Raw genomic sequence first — 17,341 nt, forward strand, 5'->3', positions numbered from 1 at the left:
CCCCTTAAAGGCCGGCCTCGAAGACGACAAAGCGCGGGCTGGAACCCTGCTGCGAAACCCGTCGAAAATAGCGTTTGAGCGTTCGGTGATAACCCAGGTGTCGGTTGCCTACCATCAACAATCGACCATTAGGCTCCAGATGCCGGGTAACGCCCCGAAACAGACGCAAGGCGATGTGATCGCCAACAACCCCGCCTTCGTGGAACGGTGGGTTCAGCAAAATCAGCGGGTATTGACCGGCACCAGCATCAATGCCATCGCTGTGAAACGTTGTAGCCCGGGCATCCCAGCCACAGCGGTTCAGGTTACGCCGCACGCTGGCCACGGCCTGGCTGGAAACATCGCTGAAGTCCACGCAGATATTGTCTCGACACGCCAGGGCCGCCAGCCCCAGAACACCGTTACCACAAGCCAGATCGAGCACTCTTGATCCGACCGGTAGCGTTGCGACGGCTGGCGCAATCAGGGGCAGCAACTCCCGGGTACCGATATCCAGTTTGTCTCGGGCAAACACGGCAGGCATGGCCTCGACCGTTGCCGGCAGCCCGGGCAAACCATATCCTTTCCAGGCACCTTGCCAGTCCGCCAGCTGCGCAGCGCCCCGCCGACACACTAAAATCCGCGCTTTTTTACGGGCCGGCCGCACAGACTCGGTGATAACCGCTCCGGCAAACACATCCACACTCCGGTCCGGCAAGTGTTTGATCATACCGCCAGCGAGTAAACACCCATCCTCGGCCAGAACGCCATTCACCCAATGTAGCAGCCACCCAAGGTATTCCGCCTGTCGGGGAATGCGCATGACCACAAGATCAAACGGGCCGACCGGCGGGTTCAGCCAGCTTAACGGCAGCGAAGGTGCCGGAAGATCGGGGTTCAATGCAGCATTGGTTTTGAGAGCACCGGCAAGCACTGCGCTGTCTGCCACGGAACACGGCGCACAACCAGAAAGCCCCAGCGTGAGGGCACCAAACTGGTCATCCACCACAAGCACCCGCCGCCGACCGTGGTGCTGATCCAGCCAACGCTGCGCTTCGTCCAACAAGAGTTCGTCTGCCGCATCCCAGGCCCGGAGCGCATCACGTTCAACGCCGGGCCTGGAGAGGACAATCTCACCGGCTGAGCGCGCAAGCGTAGCGGTTGTCATTTTAGGCACTCTGTTTCGATATCGATGAAAATAACGTTTTTTAGGCTGTTTACTCTAGAAAATAGCCCTAAATTGTATTTGTTCACTCTGAACACCTTTCCGGTCACGTTATCCGGCTCTTCATACCCGGATAACCGGTATTTTTCCGGACATTACCTTTTGCCCCTTACCCCAGGGGCTTTTTTATGGGTAATACACCGGCACCACCGCGACGAAAAGCCCGGTAGACGGTAAACCGGCGATCTTGCGCTAACTTCTCGACCGGGCCAATCTGCCTCAAAATCTCTCCCTCGTAGGGCAGAAAGCTGTTTGCCACAAGGCGCAGTTCACCACCCGGCTCCAGATGCCGGGCCACGTCTCTCAGAAATTGCTCGGTCATCGAGGTATCGGTTTTAACACCGCTGTGGAACGGAGGGTTGCTCACAACCGCTTGCCACTTCCCTGCCAGGCCGGCAATACCATCGGAGGCGTAAATACGCCCTTTAACGCCGGCTTTAATATAGGTTGCCTCTGCGCACAGGACCGCCTGAGCCTGCACGTCTACACCGTCCACCATCAGCTCCGCGCCGGCTGAATCCGATCTGAACGCATGCAGCCAGGCACCGATCACACCCGCTCCACAGGCAAAGTCCAGAACACGGGCAGCCTTCAACGGCTTTTCAGCGAGCGTCTCCAGCAACAACCGGGTGCCTTCGTCCAGCGAACCCTCACTGAACACGCCCGGCATTCCCGCCACGGATAACTCGACGCCAGCGCAGGCAATCTGACTCCAGCCCACCCAGTCATCCACCGCAAACGCCGTCAGTGGATGCTGGTTATTGCCAACCCAGACCTGACAGTGCCTGGCACTATCGACCTTGCTCGCATCGGCGGCGATTGCCTGAAACTGCTTAGTGGCACCCGCTATGCCTTCTTTTTTTTCACCAATCATAACCAGCCTGGCCCCGGCGCGACCCAGATATCGAGCCATTGCCAGGCGCAAAGTCAGTTCGGCTCGAGCTTTGGGAAGAAACACTACGACCGTATCGTAACGTGCGGCCTCTGATGCGCCGGCATCGTAGCCGTAACAGGCATGCCATCCGGGGACCTGAGCCAGCGTGCCAAACACACCGGCATGCTCACTCATCGCCAGCCCTGGAGTGGCACACCGTGACAAGACAGCGGGATCAGACACGCCAAGCAATGCAACCTGCCCTTGCAGAAGCTCAAGGTTGCGAACGAGGACGTCGTGGGTGTTGGTCAGTGCAGACATGGAAGCAAGCCCGTTAGCGATGGTAAAGCGGGCTATGCTAACCGGAAACAGGCCCTGAGTCTGCTATGGCGGCAATTCAGGGCCGGAGCAAAATAAAGATTAACCAGTTGACGGCGGCGGTGCCGTCACTAGCAACAGACGGGGCAATTACTTGTAACGGGCAACTGTGCCGACACGCAACGCGTCTTCCGGCGACATACCCCAATCTTCCTGTGGGCGAGCTTGTCTCGGCTTACTGTCCGGCCTGGTGTTTTCCATGGTAGCGCCGGCATTCCTGCGGGCTTCGATTGCGCTCAGCGCCTTTTGCATCAGTTCTTTCATGGTCACCCCCATCGTTGCTACAGTTGCAACTGTATCAGACCCGGAGGTGACCAACTGTGATGACGCCAAAGGTCAACAAGTGACGCTCGTCACGAATTTTTGACCTATTTTGACATTTCCGGGGTCAGGTTTTTTGACGCCCCGAACGAACCGGACGCTCAATGAGAGCCGCCAGGTTTTTTTCGCGAACGCTCTCGCGTTCATCTGCGTTGGTAATCGCAAGACCCATATCCCGCAGCAGGCCATCAGCCACATCGTACACAAACCCGTGCACAGTGATCTGCTGACCTCGACGCCAGGCTTCCTGAAGGATACTGTTCTGGCAGACATGGCTTACCTGCTCCAGCACATTCAGTTCGCATAAGCGATCGATCCGGTCTTCTGCCGTTGGCAGGGCATCCAGTACCGCCTGATGCCGATCTCGCACATCCTGGACGTGCCGCAACCAATTTGAAATCAAACCAAAGCCTTCATTCAGCAGAGCGGCTCTTACGCCGCCGCAACCGTAGTGGCCGACAACCATGATGTGCTTGACCTTCAAGACATCCACCGCAAACTGCAAGACCGACAGGCAGTTAAAGTCGGTGTGCACCACCACATTAGCGACGTTGCGGTGCACAAAGAGCTCTCCGGGAACCAAGTTTACAATCTGATTTGCCGGTACCCGACTGTCGGCACAGCCTATCCAGAGGTATTCCGGAGCTTGCTGATTCTTCAGCCGATCGAAAAACTGGGGATCACCGGATTTGATTCCGTCCGCCCAGGCCCTATTTTTTTCAAGAAGATGTTGTAAGTGTGGCATTCGCGCGACTCCCCGCCATTGATTCCTGTTCGGAATTGAACGGGAATCAATGGCATAACGCAATAGTCAGTTTGTCTTGGCGTCGTCCGGGGACTGATGCATGGTGCTCTGAGCGAGATCCAGAAGCTCGCGCAAAGCCACTGAGAACATGGCGTATTCCGGCTCTCGAGCGCTTTTCAGCTCGGTCAGCATCAGCTTCCAGCGGTCGATCATAGGCTGGTGCCTTTCTTGCCACGACGTCACAGCGGCCGGCACATCTTCAGCCTTACGGGCCAGCTTCAGAACGCCCGTGGTGAGTGCCCGCTGCTGCCAGTCCAGGTCCTCCCGGAAACTCTCCCGCGCCAGAGCCTGCCAGTGCGAGTTAGGCGCCAGAGCGGCAATGGAGTTCGCAAACCAGCTCAGATCGAGCCGCTCTCCCAAGTCATAGTATAAATTGGCGACGGTTTTGAGAGGCATGCCGGTCGCCTCCTGCGCCTCAATAATGCCCAGGGCTGAATAGAGATAACCGGTGCCGGCCAATACCGATGCAAGATCTTTGGGCAATCCCGCCTCCGCGAGATCCGTGTGGCGTTTCTCCCAGCTTGAACACGCCTGCCCACCCAGATACTCGGGCAAGTTCGAGGTAATGGCCCAGACGCTGTCAGCAAACCGCTCCATGTGGTTCTGTATGTTAAGTTCGGCACGTCGATTACGCAGCAGCCAGCGCACGGAGCGCCGCATCAAACGCATCAGATCCTGCATCAGTGTCATCTGTACATCGGCAGGGACATGGTAGTCGAGGGCTTCAATCCGGTCCCACCAATTGTCGATACGGAACACGTCTCTGGCAATGATCCAGGCCAGGGCGATAGACGCGGCGTCGGCACCGGTGGACTGACTCAGCCGCTCCACAAAGGTAATGCCCATGTGGTTAACCATGTCGTTTGCAATCTGTGTGGCTATGATTTCTCGCCGCAACTGATGGTCACCCAGCTCGGTCGAGAACCGCTTGGTTAACTCTTTCGGGAACACTTTGTACATTTCACCCGCCAGTAGCGGATCATCGGGCAACTCGCTGGCAATCAACGTCTGCTTGAGGTCGCCTTTGACATAGGAAATCAGTACCGACAACTCAGGACGAGTGAGCCCTTTTTTGGCCACTTTACGCTCAGCGAGGGTGTCGTCATCCGGCAAGAACTCAAGCCCGCGATTCAGTTTGCCTTCGCTCTCAAAGGCATTCATCAGCCGTCGATACTCCTCCAGTCGCGGTGCGGTGTCCTCACTGGCAATACTGATGGCCTGGGTTTGGCGATAGTTGTTCTTCAACACCAGAGCCGATACGTCGTCGGTCATGTCCTCCAGCATGGTGTTACGCTGCTTGCCGGTAAGATCGCCCATGGCAACCGCTCGGTTGAGCAGGATTTTCATGTTGACTTCATGGTCCGAACAGTCAACGCCACCGGCATTGTCGATAAAGTCTGTGTTCAGTCGACCGCCCTTGAGCGCGTATTCAATGCGCCCCAACTGGGTAAACCCAAGGTTGCCGCCTTCCCCAACGACCTTGCAGCGCAGCTCACTGCCATTAATTCTCAGACCATCGTTGGCCTTGTCGCCAACGTCTGAATGGCTTTCGGACGATCCTTTTACGTAAGTCCCGATACCGCCTACCCAAAGCAGGTCTGCCTCAGCTTTGAGGATATGACCGATCAGCATGTTGGGCGGTACACGATCGGATTTGATACCCAGCAACTTTTTCATCTCGGCACTGACCGGGATGGACTTGGCGGTTCGATTGAACACGCCACCGCCTTTGGAAATCAGCTTGGCATCGTAATCGGTCCAGGCCGAGCGCGGGAGCTCAAACAGGCGCTTGCGCTCCTTGTAACTCTTTTCAGCATCCGGATTCGGATCCACAAAAATATGAATGTGGTTGAACGCCGCCACCAGGCGGGTTTTCTCGGAGCACAGCAGGCCGTTGCCGAAGACGTCGCCAGCCATATCGCCAATGCCGATGGCTGTAAATTCGTCCACCGCCGGGTTGATGCCCATTTCCCGGAAATGGCGCTCTACCGATACCCAGGCACCCTTAGCGGTAATGCCCATCTTTTTGTGGTCATAGCCGTTACTGCCACCCGAGGCAAACGCATCGCCCATCCAAAAGCCGTAGTCCGCCGCCAAACCATTAGCGATATCCGAGAAAGTCGCCGTGCCTTTATCGGCCGCTACCACCAGATAGTGGTCGTCTTCGTCGTGGCGGACAACACGCTCTGGCGGCGCAATCTGCGAGTCCACCAGGTTGTCCGTGATATCCAGAAGCCCGCGAATAAAGGTTTTGTATGCGGCGACCCCTTCGGCCTGGAAGGCTTCACGGTCAGAGCTATCCGGCAATCGTTTGGCGACAAAACCACCTTTGGCACCCACCGGCACAATGACCGCGTTCTTTACCTGCTGTGCTTTCACCAGCCCCAGAACTTCAGTGCGATAATCCTCAAAGCGGTCTGACCAGCGCAGGCCACCACGAGCCACTTTTCCGCCGCGCAGGTGCACACCTTCAACCCTTGGCGAATACACAAAAATTTCAAACATGGGCATCGGCAATGGCATGTCCGGAATACGTGACGGATCAAATTTCACGCTGATGTACGGTTTGACCTGCCCTTCCGCATCTGGCTGGTAGTAGTTGGTGCGGAGCGCGGCCTGCATCAGTTCCAGATAGAGCCGGAGCACCCGGTCTTCACTGAGGTTCTCGACCTCGTCCAGGCCCGCATTGAATTCGATCTCCAGCTTCTGTTGAGCTGCCTCGCTCTTACCTTTGCTCTGGAACCGGTCCGGATTAAACCGAACCTCGAAAAACTCCAGCAATAAACGCGTCAAATTGACATGGTTAACAAGGGTGTTGGAAATGAACGTCTGACTGTTAGAGAACCGTATCTGGCGCATGTAGCGGGCGAGCGTGCGCAGCAGAGCGATGTCTCTCCAGCTCATGTACGAAACCAGCATCAGCCGGTTGAAGGCATCGTTTTCGGCCTCACCGTGCCATACCCGGCGGAACAGCTCCTCGAAGATCGGACGAATACGGTGAATATCCACCACCGTACCTTTGTGTGCCTGCAGGGTGAAGTCGTGAATCCAAACCGTCTTGCCGGTGCGATCAATAACTTCAAACGGGTGCTCCCCGATCACCCGGAAGCCCAGGTTGTCAAAAATCGGCATCACATCCGAGAGCGGCAGAGGCTCATCCGGGAAGAACAGTTTGAAGTGCAATGTGCTTTCGTCTTCTTCCAGCGCACGATAAAAACTCATGGCCAAGTCATCATTGCGGGCTGAATCGACAATGTGTTCCAGGTCAATCGCTGCTCGCCGGGGCGAAAACATATCGGTATAGCTGGCGGGAAAACCACCGGCCCACACCCGGTACATCTCGTTGCCCTGCTCTTCGCCGTAAGACTCGCTAAGAGCATCGTAGAGGCCGTCGCGCCAGGACTGCGCCAGCTCAATGACCTTGTCCCGAATCTCCGCGAGCGGCAATTGTCGGTTCTCGAACTGAGGTACCCGAATAGTGAACTGCACCCGCGCCAGCACAGACTCCGAAAAGTGTGTGACAAACTCGATGTCTTCAGCCTCTAGCCTGTCCAGCAGAACCTGCTCCACTTTCAGTCGCAATTCGGTGTTGTAAATGTCGCGGGGGAAGAACGCCAGACACGTCACAAACTGTCCATAAACGTCCTCACGCATGAACAGCTCAATCCGGCGGCGCTCTTGTATGTACAGAATGCTCTTGGCCACTCGCAGCAGTTCGTCGGTTTCGATCTGGAACAGTTCATCCCGGGGGTAGAGCGTCAGGATCTGTTCCAGTTCTTTGCCTGCGTAATCGTCGGTCAGGAAGCCAGACCGCTTCATCACGATCTGAAACTTGCGGCGCAGCAGTGGAATCTCATCTGGCCGTTCGTTGTAAACCCTTGCGGTGTAAAGACCGAGGAAACGCCGCTCGCCGACCACCTCACCCTTGCTGTTAAATTTTTTGACCGCAATGTAGTCCGGGTAGGCCGGCCGGTGAACCCGGGAACGCTGAGCCGACTTCGCGAAAATGAAAATATCATCCGTGCGCGTCATTTCATGGCGAGTGCGCTGAGGCAGCTCATTTAACCGCACCTTGTCCGGGCGTTCGTTATTGACTCGCAGAATACCCAGTTCGGAGTTTTCCACGCGCCTTACAACCATGCCTTGCTTGTCTTTGGCAAAGTCGTATTCATCGTATCCCAGGAAGGTAAAGTGATCTTCCGTCAGCCAATTGAGAAACGCCCTTGCCTCTTGCTTGGCCTCATCACTGATACCGGCTGTGGTCGCATCAAGCTCGGTCAAAATCTCATTGACCTTTTCTTTCACTACCGGGAAATCTCCAACCGCAATCCGGACTTCGTGCAGAACGTTCTGCAAGGTTTCTTCGAGGTTGCGCAGATCCTCCGGCGCACTGTGGCGATCAATCTCAAGTACAATGAAGGCTTCATACGCCGAGCCAGCGCCGGATTTCTTTGTTGAATAGAGCTTTTTGAGCTTACCGGAAGCGTCCCGGTCGACATGGAGAATCGAGTGTTGAATAGAATGAGTGCCAATCTCCCGCTGATTAATAGCAATACGCAATGAATCGATCAGAAAGGGGATATTGGGGTGAAGCATAAAGATGACGGTATGGGTAGATTGCCAGCCGTCACTTTCCAGATCCGGATTAAAAACCGCCACAGGCGTTTCATCCGCGCTGCGCTTTTGCAAAAACTGCCAGGACGCCAGCACTGCGCCGTAGGTATCCGAGAATCGCCGCCTGACCAATTCCTCGACCGGTATGTGCGCATAATGCTGTCGGGCAAACTCAGCGATTTTTCTGGCCTCGGTTTTGGCAATTTTTTCTGAGAACGCTTCGGCTAACTGCTCGAAGAACTGATCCTTGCTGGCGATTGTCAGCGCATTCATATCTAACCTCGGGTTTGTGTGAAATAAACGTAATCAGCGTATCGTCACATAAGCATAGTCAAGCTCTTGATTTTTGCCGGCCAGACGCCAAAACTGCGGAATCTACTTAGGCACAAGTCAGGCACAATACGGCTCCGCGCCCGCTGGACCATGACCAACCAAGAGCTATGAATTTCATGTCATTACAGCAAACGTTTGGTGACCTTCGATCTCAACTGGCAACCCGCATCATCGGTCAGGACAAACTGGTCGACCGTCTGCTGATTGCCCTGCTTGCCGACGGCCACTTGCTGGTCGAAGGCGCCCCCGGCCTGGCTAAAACCACCGCCGTCAAAGCCCTTGCCGAACACCTTGAAGGCGATTTTCACCGGATCCAGTTCACCCCGGATCTCCTGCCTTCCGATGTGACTGGCAGTGAAATCTACCGGGCCGAGACCGGCCTGTTCGAGTTCCAGCGCGGCCCGATTTTTCACAACCTGGTGCTCGCGGATGAGATCAACCGGGCACCCGCCAAAGTGCAATCCGCCCTGTTGGAAGCCATGGGAGAGCGCCAGATCAGTGTCGGCATGCAAACCTTTGCTTTGCCCAAGCTGTTCATGGTTATGGCAACTCAAAACCCGATTGAGCAGGAGGGCACTTACCCCCTGCCTGAGGCCCAACTCGACCGTTTTCTGATGCATGTGGTGATTGACTACCCGTCTGCCGATGCTGAGCGACAGATTCTGCACCTTGCGCGCGCAGACTACCGTCAGGGAATCCCGAACGTAGACATTCGTCTTACAGAGGATCAGGTGATGACGGCCAGGCAGGCCGTGTCGGATATATACATGGCCGAACCGGTCGAACAGTATCTGCTGGCTCTGATACTGGCGACCCGGGATGCTGCCAGTCTGGACCCGGAACTGGCACGCTGGACAGCGTTCGGTGCCAGCCCCCGCGGCACCATTGCCCTGGACCGGTGTGCCCGCGCTCTGGCCTGGTTAGATGGCCGGGATTATGTGACCCCAGATGACGTTCGGGCCATGGCCTTTGATGTTCTTCGGCATCGGATTTTGCTGACCTTCGAAGCCGAAGCCGAGGGCATGACGGCAGATACCGTGCTTCAAAGGCTGATTGACCGGGTTCCGGTGACTGCCTGAAGTGACTCGAAGCAGGAGGCATTAGCGGCAGTATGGCTATCCTATCCCCCGCCACTCACATCACCCTGCAGGATCTTGTGCGCCTGCAGGCCGATGCGCGAGCCCTGAAAATGCCGTCGGCACGACCGGTCCGATCACGCCAGTCCGGCCTTCGGCAGTCCCGTCAGCGCGGGCGTGGCATGACGTTCGCCGAGGTCCGCCAATACCAGCCCGGTGATGACATTCGCAGCATCGACTGGCGAGTTACGGCTCGGCGCCAGTCCCCTCACACAAAACTGTATGAGGAAGAGCGGGAACGCCCGGTGTTGCTTATTGCGGACTTGGGGCCGACCTTGTTTTTTGCCAGCACCGGCGCGTATAAACAGGTTCGTTGCGCCCAGGTGACGTCCATTCTTGCCTGGCTCACGCTGTGGGCCGGCGATCAGATTGGCGGGCTGATCTTCAATGGCCGGGAGTTGCACGTATCCCGCCCGGCACGCCGCAGAAAATCGGTACTGCGTCTGCTCGACCAGCTCGCTAATCTGCAACACCAGCCAGGCAGCCCCCCACCTGCACCCATCGGTGATCAAGCCGATCTCCGCCTGGACACCGCGCTGACCGAGGCCAGGCGAATTGCTCACACCGGCAGCCGGATCTTCGTTATCAGTGACTTCATGACTGTGACGGAAACCACCACCAGCCTGCTGGGGGCGCTTGCGCGCCACAACAGCGTGAGTGCCATACGAATACTCGACCCGATGGAAACGGAACTCCCGGCCAGCGGCCGCTTTGCGGTTGCCGGGCCGGACGGGCCCATCTGGTTTGATGCATCAAACCCATCCTTCAAGAAAGCCTGGCGTGACAAAGTGGCTCACCATGAACAGCAACTCGCAGACTGCTTTCGCACCGCGGGCGTTCAGGCCGCCACCGTGATGACTCAACAAGACCCTGCGGCGGCCTTGCGCCTGCTGCTCGGGCCAGGAGGGCGGATCGGATGAACGGACAAGACCCATTAGCCCAGCTGCGAGACATTCATCTGCCCGAGACCGGCGGTTTCTGGCCGCCAGCACCGGGCTGGTGGCTGGCTACTGCTTTGGCATTGGCCGTTGTCATCACCCTGTTGGTGTTCTGGCGCAGGCGTCGGCGCAACACGCTCTGGCAGCGGCAGGCCAAGGATCTTCTGACCGATCTCAAAGAATCGGCGAGTAAGGATCCGGCCTGGTTCAGTGAGCTTAACGCACTGCTCAAACGAGTCGCCCGGCAAGCCTTTCCTGACCGCAATCCGGAAGCACTATCGGGTAACGCATGGATTGATTTTTTGCTGGAAACCGCGCCTGACGACCGCATTGCCTCACGACCGGTGGTTGAAGCCATGGTTGCCAGCACCTGGCAGCCCAGAGCGACGGCTGATCCGGCACAAGCGCTCCGCTTTGCGGCCAACTGGCTGGAGGCAAGAGTATGATAAGCCTGGCTTACCCCTGGCTATTGTTACTCGCCCTGTTGCCACTGTTACCGGGTAGCCGAAATCGAGGCAAACAGGCGGTAGATGCCCCGGTGATTCCAGTCGGTCACTGGCTGTCTGGGTTGCCCGGCGTGAGCACCCGGGGACAGGCAACGCCACGCTGGCGACAACTCGTGTTGTTGGCGGCCTGGTTCCTGCTGGTGGTTGCGATTGCCCGACCACAGCATGTCGGTGAGCAGGTTCAGATGCCTATCAGCGGACGCGATCTGATGCTGGTGGTCGATATTTCACCCAGTATGGACGAGCAGGACATGGTCTTGCGCGGCCGCAGCATCAACCGATTACAGGCGGTAAAACGAGTACTGGACGACTTTATTGATCATCGCGAGGGCGATCGCCTGGGGCTCATTCTGTTCAGCACCGAAGCCTATGTGCAGGCACCACTGACCTTTGACCGGGAAACCGTGCGCACGTTATTGCACGAGTCGGCCATCGGAATGGCGGGGCGGGCAACCGCCATCGGTGATGCTGTCGGGCTGTCCATTCAGCGCCTTAGAGACCGCCCGGAGCAACAGCGTGTGGTTATCATGCTGACGGACGGCGTGAACAATGCCGGCCAGCTTACGCCAGACAAAGCTGCCGAGATCGCCCAGGCGGCAGGTGTCCGCCTCTACACCGTTGGCATTGGCGCTGATTCCATGGTTCAGCGTGGCTTGCTGGGCTCACGGCAAGTCAATCCATCCCGGGATCTGGATGAAGGTATGCTGACACGAATGGCCCAGCAAACCGGCGGACGCTACTTTCGCGCGCGCAGCCTGCCGGAACTTGAAATGATCTACGACAGCATCAATCAGCTCGAACCCATCGAGCAGGAGGGGCAGTTCTACCGTCCGGTGACCGAGCTCTATGTTTGGCCTGCTGGCGCTGCTCTTGTTCTGTGGCTGCTCCTGTTCACCGCACAACTGCTCGGCAGCGTGCGCCCCTTCAACCCTGGCGGGAGGACGGGCAATGACTGACTTTCATTTGTTGCGCCCACTCTGGTTATTGCTGCTACTGGCCTTGCCGTTGTTTTTCATACTGCAACACCGACTGCGGCAAGGCGACACCGGCTGGGATCGATACATCCCCGCCGCGTTACTGAACCCCCTGATTCGCCACCGGGATGAGCAACCATCCGGCACCAAAACCCTGTCTCCCCGGCTCCCTCTGGGGCTTGGCGTTGTCGTGTTGGCCATCGCCCTGTCAGGCCCCAGCTGGCGCGAAGCACCCACGCCCCTCAAACAGCCTGCCGACAGCCTGGTGATCGTTCTGGACTTGTCTCTGTCGATGCTGGCCACCGATGTTGAACCAGACCGACTAACCCAGGCCAAGCGCAAGATCCGGGATATCCTTATTGCACGTCAGGGTGGCCTGACAGCCTTGGTGGTGTATTCCGGTGATGCGCATGTGGTTACCCCACTGACCGACGATCGTCGCACTATCGAGTCCATGCTCGGCGTTCTGGAGCCAGCCATTATGCCGGCTCAGGGCAACCGCATTGATCTGGGCATAGAGCAAGCGGTCAACCTTCTCCAGCAGGGGACCCCCGGGCAGGGTCGAATACTGGTCATTGCCGACGACTATCCCGACCGCCACCACGGTGACATAACCACTCGCTTACAAGGCACTCCCTATAGCCTGAGCACACTGACAGTAGGCACATGGGAAGGCGGACCAATCCCTTTAGCCAAACGGGGCTTTATTCGCGACAACGGTAACGTTGTTATTACTCGTGCCAACCCGGATGCCCTGGCCCGCCTGGCCCGTGACAACGGGGGCAGAAGCCACAGCCTGACCCTTGACGATGACGACATCCGCCGCCTGAATCTGGAGCCGGACTTCCGTAGCGATGCCATGCAAGACCGCAACGGCATGACCATCAACCGCTGGCAAGACGACGGTTACTGGCTGCTATGGCTGGCGCTTCCGCTGCTGTTACTGGGCTGGAAGAAAGGCGCCTTCGCACTCTGCCTTATGGCCATCATACCTTTGTCACTGACGCCCCGGCCGGCGATGGCAATGGATTGGGGCAGCCTTTGGCAGCGGGAAGATCAGAGAGGCCGGGAGCTGATCGAACAGAATCCAGCCCGGGCCGCAGAGCGCTTGCAACAACCTGGCTGGCGAGGCAGCGCCTTGTATCGGGACGGGCGCTTCAACGACGCTGCACAAACCTTTGCGGATCAAGCCGGCCCGGTGGGCCATTACAACCGGGGCAATGCCCTGGCCCGCTCCGGTGAGCTGGCCGAAGCGCTGCAAGCCTATGAGCAGGCACTGGAGCAAAACCCTGAATTCGAGGACGCTCGCGCCAACCACGAACTGGTCCGGCAATTATTGGAACAACAGCAGCAGGAATCAGAATCTCAAAGCGACCCAAACAGCCCGGAATCTCAGGATAGTGCAGGCGACCAGGATGGCGACCCGCAACAAGGCGACGGCTCTGACACTCAACCGAATGACCAGGGATCACCCAGCGACCAGGCTCAGGAGCCTGAGCCGGGGCAATCCGACGAATCAGGCCAGGAAGACGCCGATCAATCGGAGCAAGATGCGCAATTGCCGACCGACCCCTCAGGGCAGGATGCCGATGAGGCAACGGCAGAAGCCCCGGCTGAGATCTCTGAACAGCCCCTGTCTCAGGCCCAGGAGCAGTGGCTCAGGCGCATACCAGACAATCCCGGCGGGTTGCTGCAGCGCAAATTCCTGCAGCAACACCAACAACGCCAGACCCTACCGGACGAGGGCGACACACCATGGTAAAACGTTTTGTGACTTCTGCCGTCAGCCTGTGCTTGCTACTCATGGTGGCCATGCCCGCGGCCTGGGCCAACGAATTAACCGTAGAGCCAGACCGCACACAGCTCTACGAGGGCGAGGTGCTGACGCTGACCGTTAAAGGCTCCATGAAGATCGACGTCAACCTGACCAACCTGTTCAGCTTTAACTTGTCGCAACTGCCCTCGCCCGATATAGAACAGGTTCAACCTGACTTCGAGATTTTAGCGCGCAACCAACGTTACAGCGTTCAAACCGTGAACAATGAGATGGTAGGTGAAATCACCTGGACCTACCGGCTGGCGCCAACCCGCACCGGTACGTTGACTATTCCCGAGCTGACATTCCAGGATTCGACCTCGGCACCGGTGATGGTTGAGGTGCTGGGCGGCACGCCGCCAAACCAGCCAGCCGCCAGCAGAGACAGCTTTATCGAGCTGTCGGCAGACAAAGCCGATGTCTACGTTCAGGAACAACTGGTACTCACCGTTCGACTGTATTTTTCCGGCAACCTGATCCGGGGTGAACTGTCTGAGCCTGAACACCCGAACGCCATCATCGAATCCCTGGGCAGGCAGCAAGAGTTCAACCGATATCGCGATGGCACCCGTTATCGGGTAGTGGAACGACGCTATGCCATTTTTCCGCAACAGCCGGGCGAGTTCAGGCTTGCCCCGATCAGTTTTGAAGGCCAGGCCCGTGACAGCTCCGGGCAGCTACGCTTTCTGCGAGATCGGCAACAGCTGTTTGACGTTCAGGTAAAACCCATACCCGACAACTATCCCGCCGGCAGGCCCTGGCTGCCAGCCATACAGATGACCTTGACCGAAGAGGGACTGCCCTCATCTACCGAACTGAGCGCAGGAACCAACCTGAATCGCCAGCTCACCCTGGAAGCCATCGGCCTGCCCTCAGAAGCGTTGCCAGATCTGCCACAGGCCATTCCGGATGCTATCCGGAGCTATCCAGAGCAACCGATCAGAAATACCGAAACCACAGCAGAGGGCCTGAACTCGGCCCTGCAGCAAGTTTCAGCGCTTGTTCCCGTGCAGACCGGTGACGTTGAGCTGCCAGCCATCCGGATACCCTGGTGGAATACACAGACAGACCAGCTTGAATACGCCGAACTGCCCGCTCGCCGTTACCGGATAGAAGGTGATAGCCCGATGGTTGCAACCCCGGTGGACGATTCATCGCAAGCTCTGGAGCCGCTACCGGTAACGACGAGCAGTGATCAAGCTGACCCGGGGCAAACCTCGCCCTGGCTCATCAGCACAGTCATCATGGCGGTACTGTGGCTGGCGACTGCCGGGCTGTGGTGGCTCTCTCGCCGACGACACGGCGAGCAAGCTCAGCCGGAGAATGCCGGCACGGCGAATGAACAGCAGGCGTTCAACTCACTCAAAAACGCCATTCAGGCCGGCTCCGGGCAAAGCTCTGCCCTACTGGTGAGCTGGGCTAAGCTCAAATATCCGGACCAGCGCCTGGTTACTCTGGAAGATGTACTTCGGTTCAGTGGAGATCCGGCGTTGGCGGACGCCGTGCGGCAGTTTCAGGAGGGGTTATTCTCGCAGCACCGGGCTTCGTCTGGTAAAGCCGTAACGCGACCACTGATTAACGCGCTTGAGCGACTGAGAGCTCGACAGCCCAGCCCGGAATCAAATCAGGGATTGGCGCCATTGTTTCCGCCGGGCCTGTCAAACTGACAAGCCCGGCGATGATTCAGATCAGTTGGTCAGTTCCTGATTGATCACCAGCTGGACTGGCTCAGGCTGAGCGCTCAGCGCCATCACCTGCGCTTCAACCCTGCCCTGCCAGTCACCCGGTTGAGGATTAACGCTGCCGGACCGGCTTAAACGCGCAATAATGACCACGTCCTGCTCAGCTGAGATGGTCGCATTCGGTGACATCGCATACCGGTCATCCAGTCGGATATCAGCGGGTAATGCCCCTGCCGTCAAGCGGGCAACCGCGACCGGCGCTCCCTCAGCGGTGTTTGCCGAACGGGCAAAGATAAACAGGGTGGTATCAGCCGGCACCTGATCGCGAAAATCGTCGTCCAGCGAGACTCGCAAGGACACCCCCGGTCCCGCCTCGGTCACGGGTACTGACTGGCTCTGAACTGCTGCCGAAGGTTGCTGACCCAGGCGACGGTATGATTCATCAATGCCGCCGCGAATGGAGTCGATCTGAGGGTGGTCGGGGGCCACCGCCACAATCTGTTCCCAGTATTCAATCGCCGCCTGATAGTCCTGCTGGCTGAACGCATTGATCCCGAGCAGACCCAACGAGTTGACTTCGCTCGGGTTAAGCGATTGAGCCGCTTCAATGGCCTCGACCACCTCTGGCGTCATCTTTCCTTCGTTGTCAAAAAACAGCGCCTGAGCGGCCAGACCAAGAGCCACCGCACTGGATTCACTGTCTTCGGCTACCGCTGTGGCCAGATTCCTGAACGCGTCCGCCGCGTCCCTGAAGCGCTCTATCCGCATGTAGGTCTGGCCAAGCATGGCCCAGCCGTCTGCGTTACCAGGATTAGTCTCAAGTCGGGTACGCAACTGCTCAGCAAGTTCCGATACCTTGGCAACTTGCTCATCACCGACTGCACTCATCTCCTGCATGGCCAGGTACTGTTCCACCTGGTCCATGGCGCCCCATCGCTCATAGGCAATAAAAGCCCCTGCAGGCAGCAGCAGGACTGCCATCAAGGCAATGGCCATCGCGCTGCGCCGGCCAGGAATACGTTGTTCCGGCTTGGCATGCTCAGGCACATCGTCCAGCATGGCACCGGCCAGTTCATCCTTCAGCAATTGATAGTTTTCATCCTCCAGTATGCCGGCCTCGTACTCATTATCCAGCTCTTTAAGCCGGCTACGATAGGCCAGCAGATTCTGATTTCTTTGGTCGATTTCCAAAGTCGAGCGAGAACCGTGAAAAAAGATCGGGTACAACACAAACGCCAAGGCAACCAGAATGAGTACCGTTGCGGCAATCCAGAATGTTTCAGTCATGGAGATATCATCACAGTTGAAAAATGTAGTGCAGGGATCAGCTGCGCGACGACTGATCCTTGTCAGTCAGCATTTGTTTGATTCTTGCCTGCTCTTCTGAGCTCAGCGAGGGCTCCGGGCTCTGCCGCCGGGAACGCATGACAACACCGACCACGATGAGCAAGCCGCCGAATACAGCAATCGCGGGGAAACCCCACAGGATGATGGTCCGGCGATCTACCGGGGGTTTGTACTTTACAAACTCGCCAAAACGATCCACCAGTGCACCCACAATCTCGGCGTCGGTAGCACCGTCTTGCATCATCAGATACACCTGATCCCGCATATCCTTGGAAATCGGTGCGTTGGAGTCGGCAATGTTCTGATTCTGACATTTCGGGCAACGCAGCTCGGCATTCAGGTTGCGAAACCGCTTTTCCTCTGCGTAGGTGTCAAAGTCATAGAACTCAGGTGCCTCTGCCTGTGCCTGTGCC

General features: G+C 57.5%; 13 protein-coding genes. 6 read left to right on the forward strand and 7 right to left on the reverse strand.

Annotated features, from left to right (window positions below; genetic code table 11):
* Positions 1-4: 4 nt before the first annotated feature.
* From IBX51_RS06475 to IBX51_RS06495, 5 genes are all read right to left on the reverse strand, one after another.
* Positions 5-1,147 (reverse strand): methyltransferase, encoded by a 1,143-nt coding sequence (locus tag IBX51_RS06475; protein ID WP_291829932.1) that lies wholly within the window; start codon positions 1,145-1,147, stop codon positions 5-7.
* Between the two features lie 166 nt (positions 1,148-1,313).
* Positions 1,314-2,399, reverse strand: a complete 1,086-nt coding sequence (locus IBX51_RS06480) for a class I SAM-dependent methyltransferase (RefSeq protein ID WP_291829935.1) — start codon at positions 2,397-2,399, stop codon at positions 1,314-1,316.
* Between the two features lie 147 nt (positions 2,400-2,546).
* The gene (locus IBX51_RS06485) at positions 2,547-2,720 is read right to left on the reverse strand and encodes a hypothetical protein (protein WP_291829937.1); all 174 of its coding nucleotides are present in this window, start codon (positions 2,718-2,720) and stop codon (positions 2,547-2,549) included.
* 124 nt (positions 2,721-2,844) lie between these two features.
* Positions 2,845-3,522, reverse strand: coding sequence for a carbonate dehydratase (gene can / locus IBX51_RS06490; protein WP_291829940.1), 678 nt, complete (start codon positions 3,520-3,522; stop codon positions 2,845-2,847).
* Positions 3,523-3,588: 66 nt separating this feature from the next.
* A complete protein-coding gene (locus IBX51_RS06495; RefSeq protein WP_291829942.1) occupies positions 3,589-8,469 on the reverse strand; it encodes an NAD-glutamate dehydrogenase in 4,881 nt (1,626 codons plus the stop codon).
* Between the two features lie 176 nt (positions 8,470-8,645).
* On the opposite strand from IBX51_RS06495, the gene IBX51_RS06500 reads away from it, so the two are divergent.
* The 6 genes from IBX51_RS06500 to IBX51_RS06525 are packed head-to-tail and all read left to right on the forward strand — an operon-like array spanning position 8,646 to position 15,566.
* The gene (locus tag IBX51_RS06500; RefSeq protein ID WP_291829945.1) at positions 8,646-9,608 is read left to right on the forward strand and encodes a MoxR family ATPase; all 963 of its coding nucleotides are present in this window, start codon (positions 8,646-8,648) and stop codon (positions 9,606-9,608) included.
* A gap of 32 nt (positions 9,609-9,640) precedes the next feature.
* Positions 9,641-10,585, forward strand: a complete 945-nt coding sequence (locus IBX51_RS06505) for a DUF58 domain-containing protein (protein WP_291829947.1) — start codon at positions 9,641-9,643, stop codon at positions 10,583-10,585.
* A complete protein-coding gene (locus IBX51_RS06510) occupies positions 10,582-11,049 on the forward strand; it encodes a DUF4381 domain-containing protein (RefSeq protein WP_291829949.1) in 468 nt (155 codons plus the stop codon). Before IBX51_RS06505 ends, IBX51_RS06510 begins: the two co-directional genes overlap by 4 nt.
* The gene (locus tag IBX51_RS06515) at positions 11,046-12,065 is read left to right on the forward strand and encodes a VWA domain-containing protein (RefSeq protein ID WP_291829951.1); all 1,020 of its coding nucleotides are present in this window, start codon (positions 11,046-11,048) and stop codon (positions 12,063-12,065) included. The genes IBX51_RS06510 and IBX51_RS06515 overlap by 4 nt, the downstream gene beginning before the upstream one ends.
* Positions 12,058-13,845 (forward strand): VWA domain-containing protein, encoded by a 1,788-nt coding sequence (locus tag IBX51_RS06520; RefSeq protein ID WP_291829953.1) that lies wholly within the window; start codon positions 12,058-12,060, stop codon positions 13,843-13,845. Before IBX51_RS06515 ends, IBX51_RS06520 begins: the two co-directional genes overlap by 8 nt.
* Positions 13,839-15,566 carry a BatD family protein gene (locus tag IBX51_RS06525; RefSeq protein ID WP_291829955.1) on the forward strand — a complete coding sequence of 576 codons (1,728 nt, stop codon included), beginning with the start codon at positions 13,839-13,841 and terminating at the stop codon, positions 15,564-15,566. Before IBX51_RS06520 ends, IBX51_RS06525 begins: the two co-directional genes overlap by 7 nt.
* Positions 15,567-15,587: 21 nt before the next feature.
* On the opposite strand, the gene ccmI is transcribed toward IBX51_RS06525, so the two are convergent.
* Together ccmI and IBX51_RS06535 are read right to left on the reverse strand one after the other, a co-directional pair.
* Positions 15,588-16,868, reverse strand: a complete 1,281-nt coding sequence (gene ccmI, locus IBX51_RS06530) for a c-type cytochrome biogenesis protein CcmI (RefSeq protein WP_291829957.1) — start codon at positions 16,866-16,868, stop codon at positions 15,588-15,590.
* A gap of 37 nt (positions 16,869-16,905) precedes the next feature.
* Positions 16,906-17,341, reverse strand: a 436-nt coding sequence (locus tag IBX51_RS06535; protein WP_291829959.1) for a cytochrome c-type biogenesis protein, incomplete at its 5' end; no start/stop codon positions are given.

This window comes from Marinobacter sp. (genome assembly GCF_014859525.1).
Taxonomy (GTDB): domain Bacteria; phylum Pseudomonadota; class Gammaproteobacteria; order Pseudomonadales; family Oleiphilaceae; genus Marinobacter.

Bases quoted from the DNA above. Each gene is read 5' to 3' on its own strand.
- ccmI (WP_291829957.1), bottom strand. From the start codon at position 16,868: ATGACTGAAACATTCTGGATTGCCGCAACGGTACTCATTCTGGTTGCC.
- IBX51_RS06475 (WP_291829932.1), bottom strand. From the start codon at position 1,147: ATGACAACCGCTACGCTTGCGCGCTCAGCCGGTGAGATTGTCCTCTCC.
- IBX51_RS06525 (WP_291829955.1), top strand. From the start codon at position 13,839: ATGGTAAAACGTTTTGTGACTTCTGCCGTCAGCCTGTGCTTGCTACTC.
- IBX51_RS06480 (WP_291829935.1), bottom strand. From the start codon at position 2,399: ATGTCTGCACTGACCAACACCCACGACGTCCTCGTTCGCAACCTTGAG.
- IBX51_RS06520 (WP_291829953.1), top strand. From the start codon at position 12,058: ATGACTGACTTTCATTTGTTGCGCCCACTCTGGTTATTGCTGCTACTG.
- IBX51_RS06510 (WP_291829949.1), top strand. From the start codon at position 10,582: ATGAACGGACAAGACCCATTAGCCCAGCTGCGAGACATTCATCTGCCC.
- IBX51_RS06500 (WP_291829945.1), top strand. From the start codon at position 8,646: ATGTCATTACAGCAAACGTTTGGTGACCTTCGATCTCAACTGGCAACC.
- IBX51_RS06485 (WP_291829937.1), bottom strand. From the start codon at position 2,720: ATGAAAGAACTGATGCAAAAGGCGCTGAGCGCAATCGAAGCCCGCAGG.
- can (WP_291829940.1), bottom strand. From the start codon at position 3,522: ATGCCACACTTACAACATCTTCTTGAAAAAAATAGGGCCTGGGCGGAC.
- IBX51_RS06505 (WP_291829947.1), top strand. From the start codon at position 9,641: ATGGCTATCCTATCCCCCGCCACTCACATCACCCTGCAGGATCTTGTG.
- IBX51_RS06495 (WP_291829942.1), bottom strand. From the start codon at position 8,469: ATGAATGCGCTGACAATCGCCAGCAAGGATCAGTTCTTCGAGCAGTTA.
- IBX51_RS06515 (WP_291829951.1), top strand. From the start codon at position 11,046: ATGATAAGCCTGGCTTACCCCTGGCTATTGTTACTCGCCCTGTTGCCA.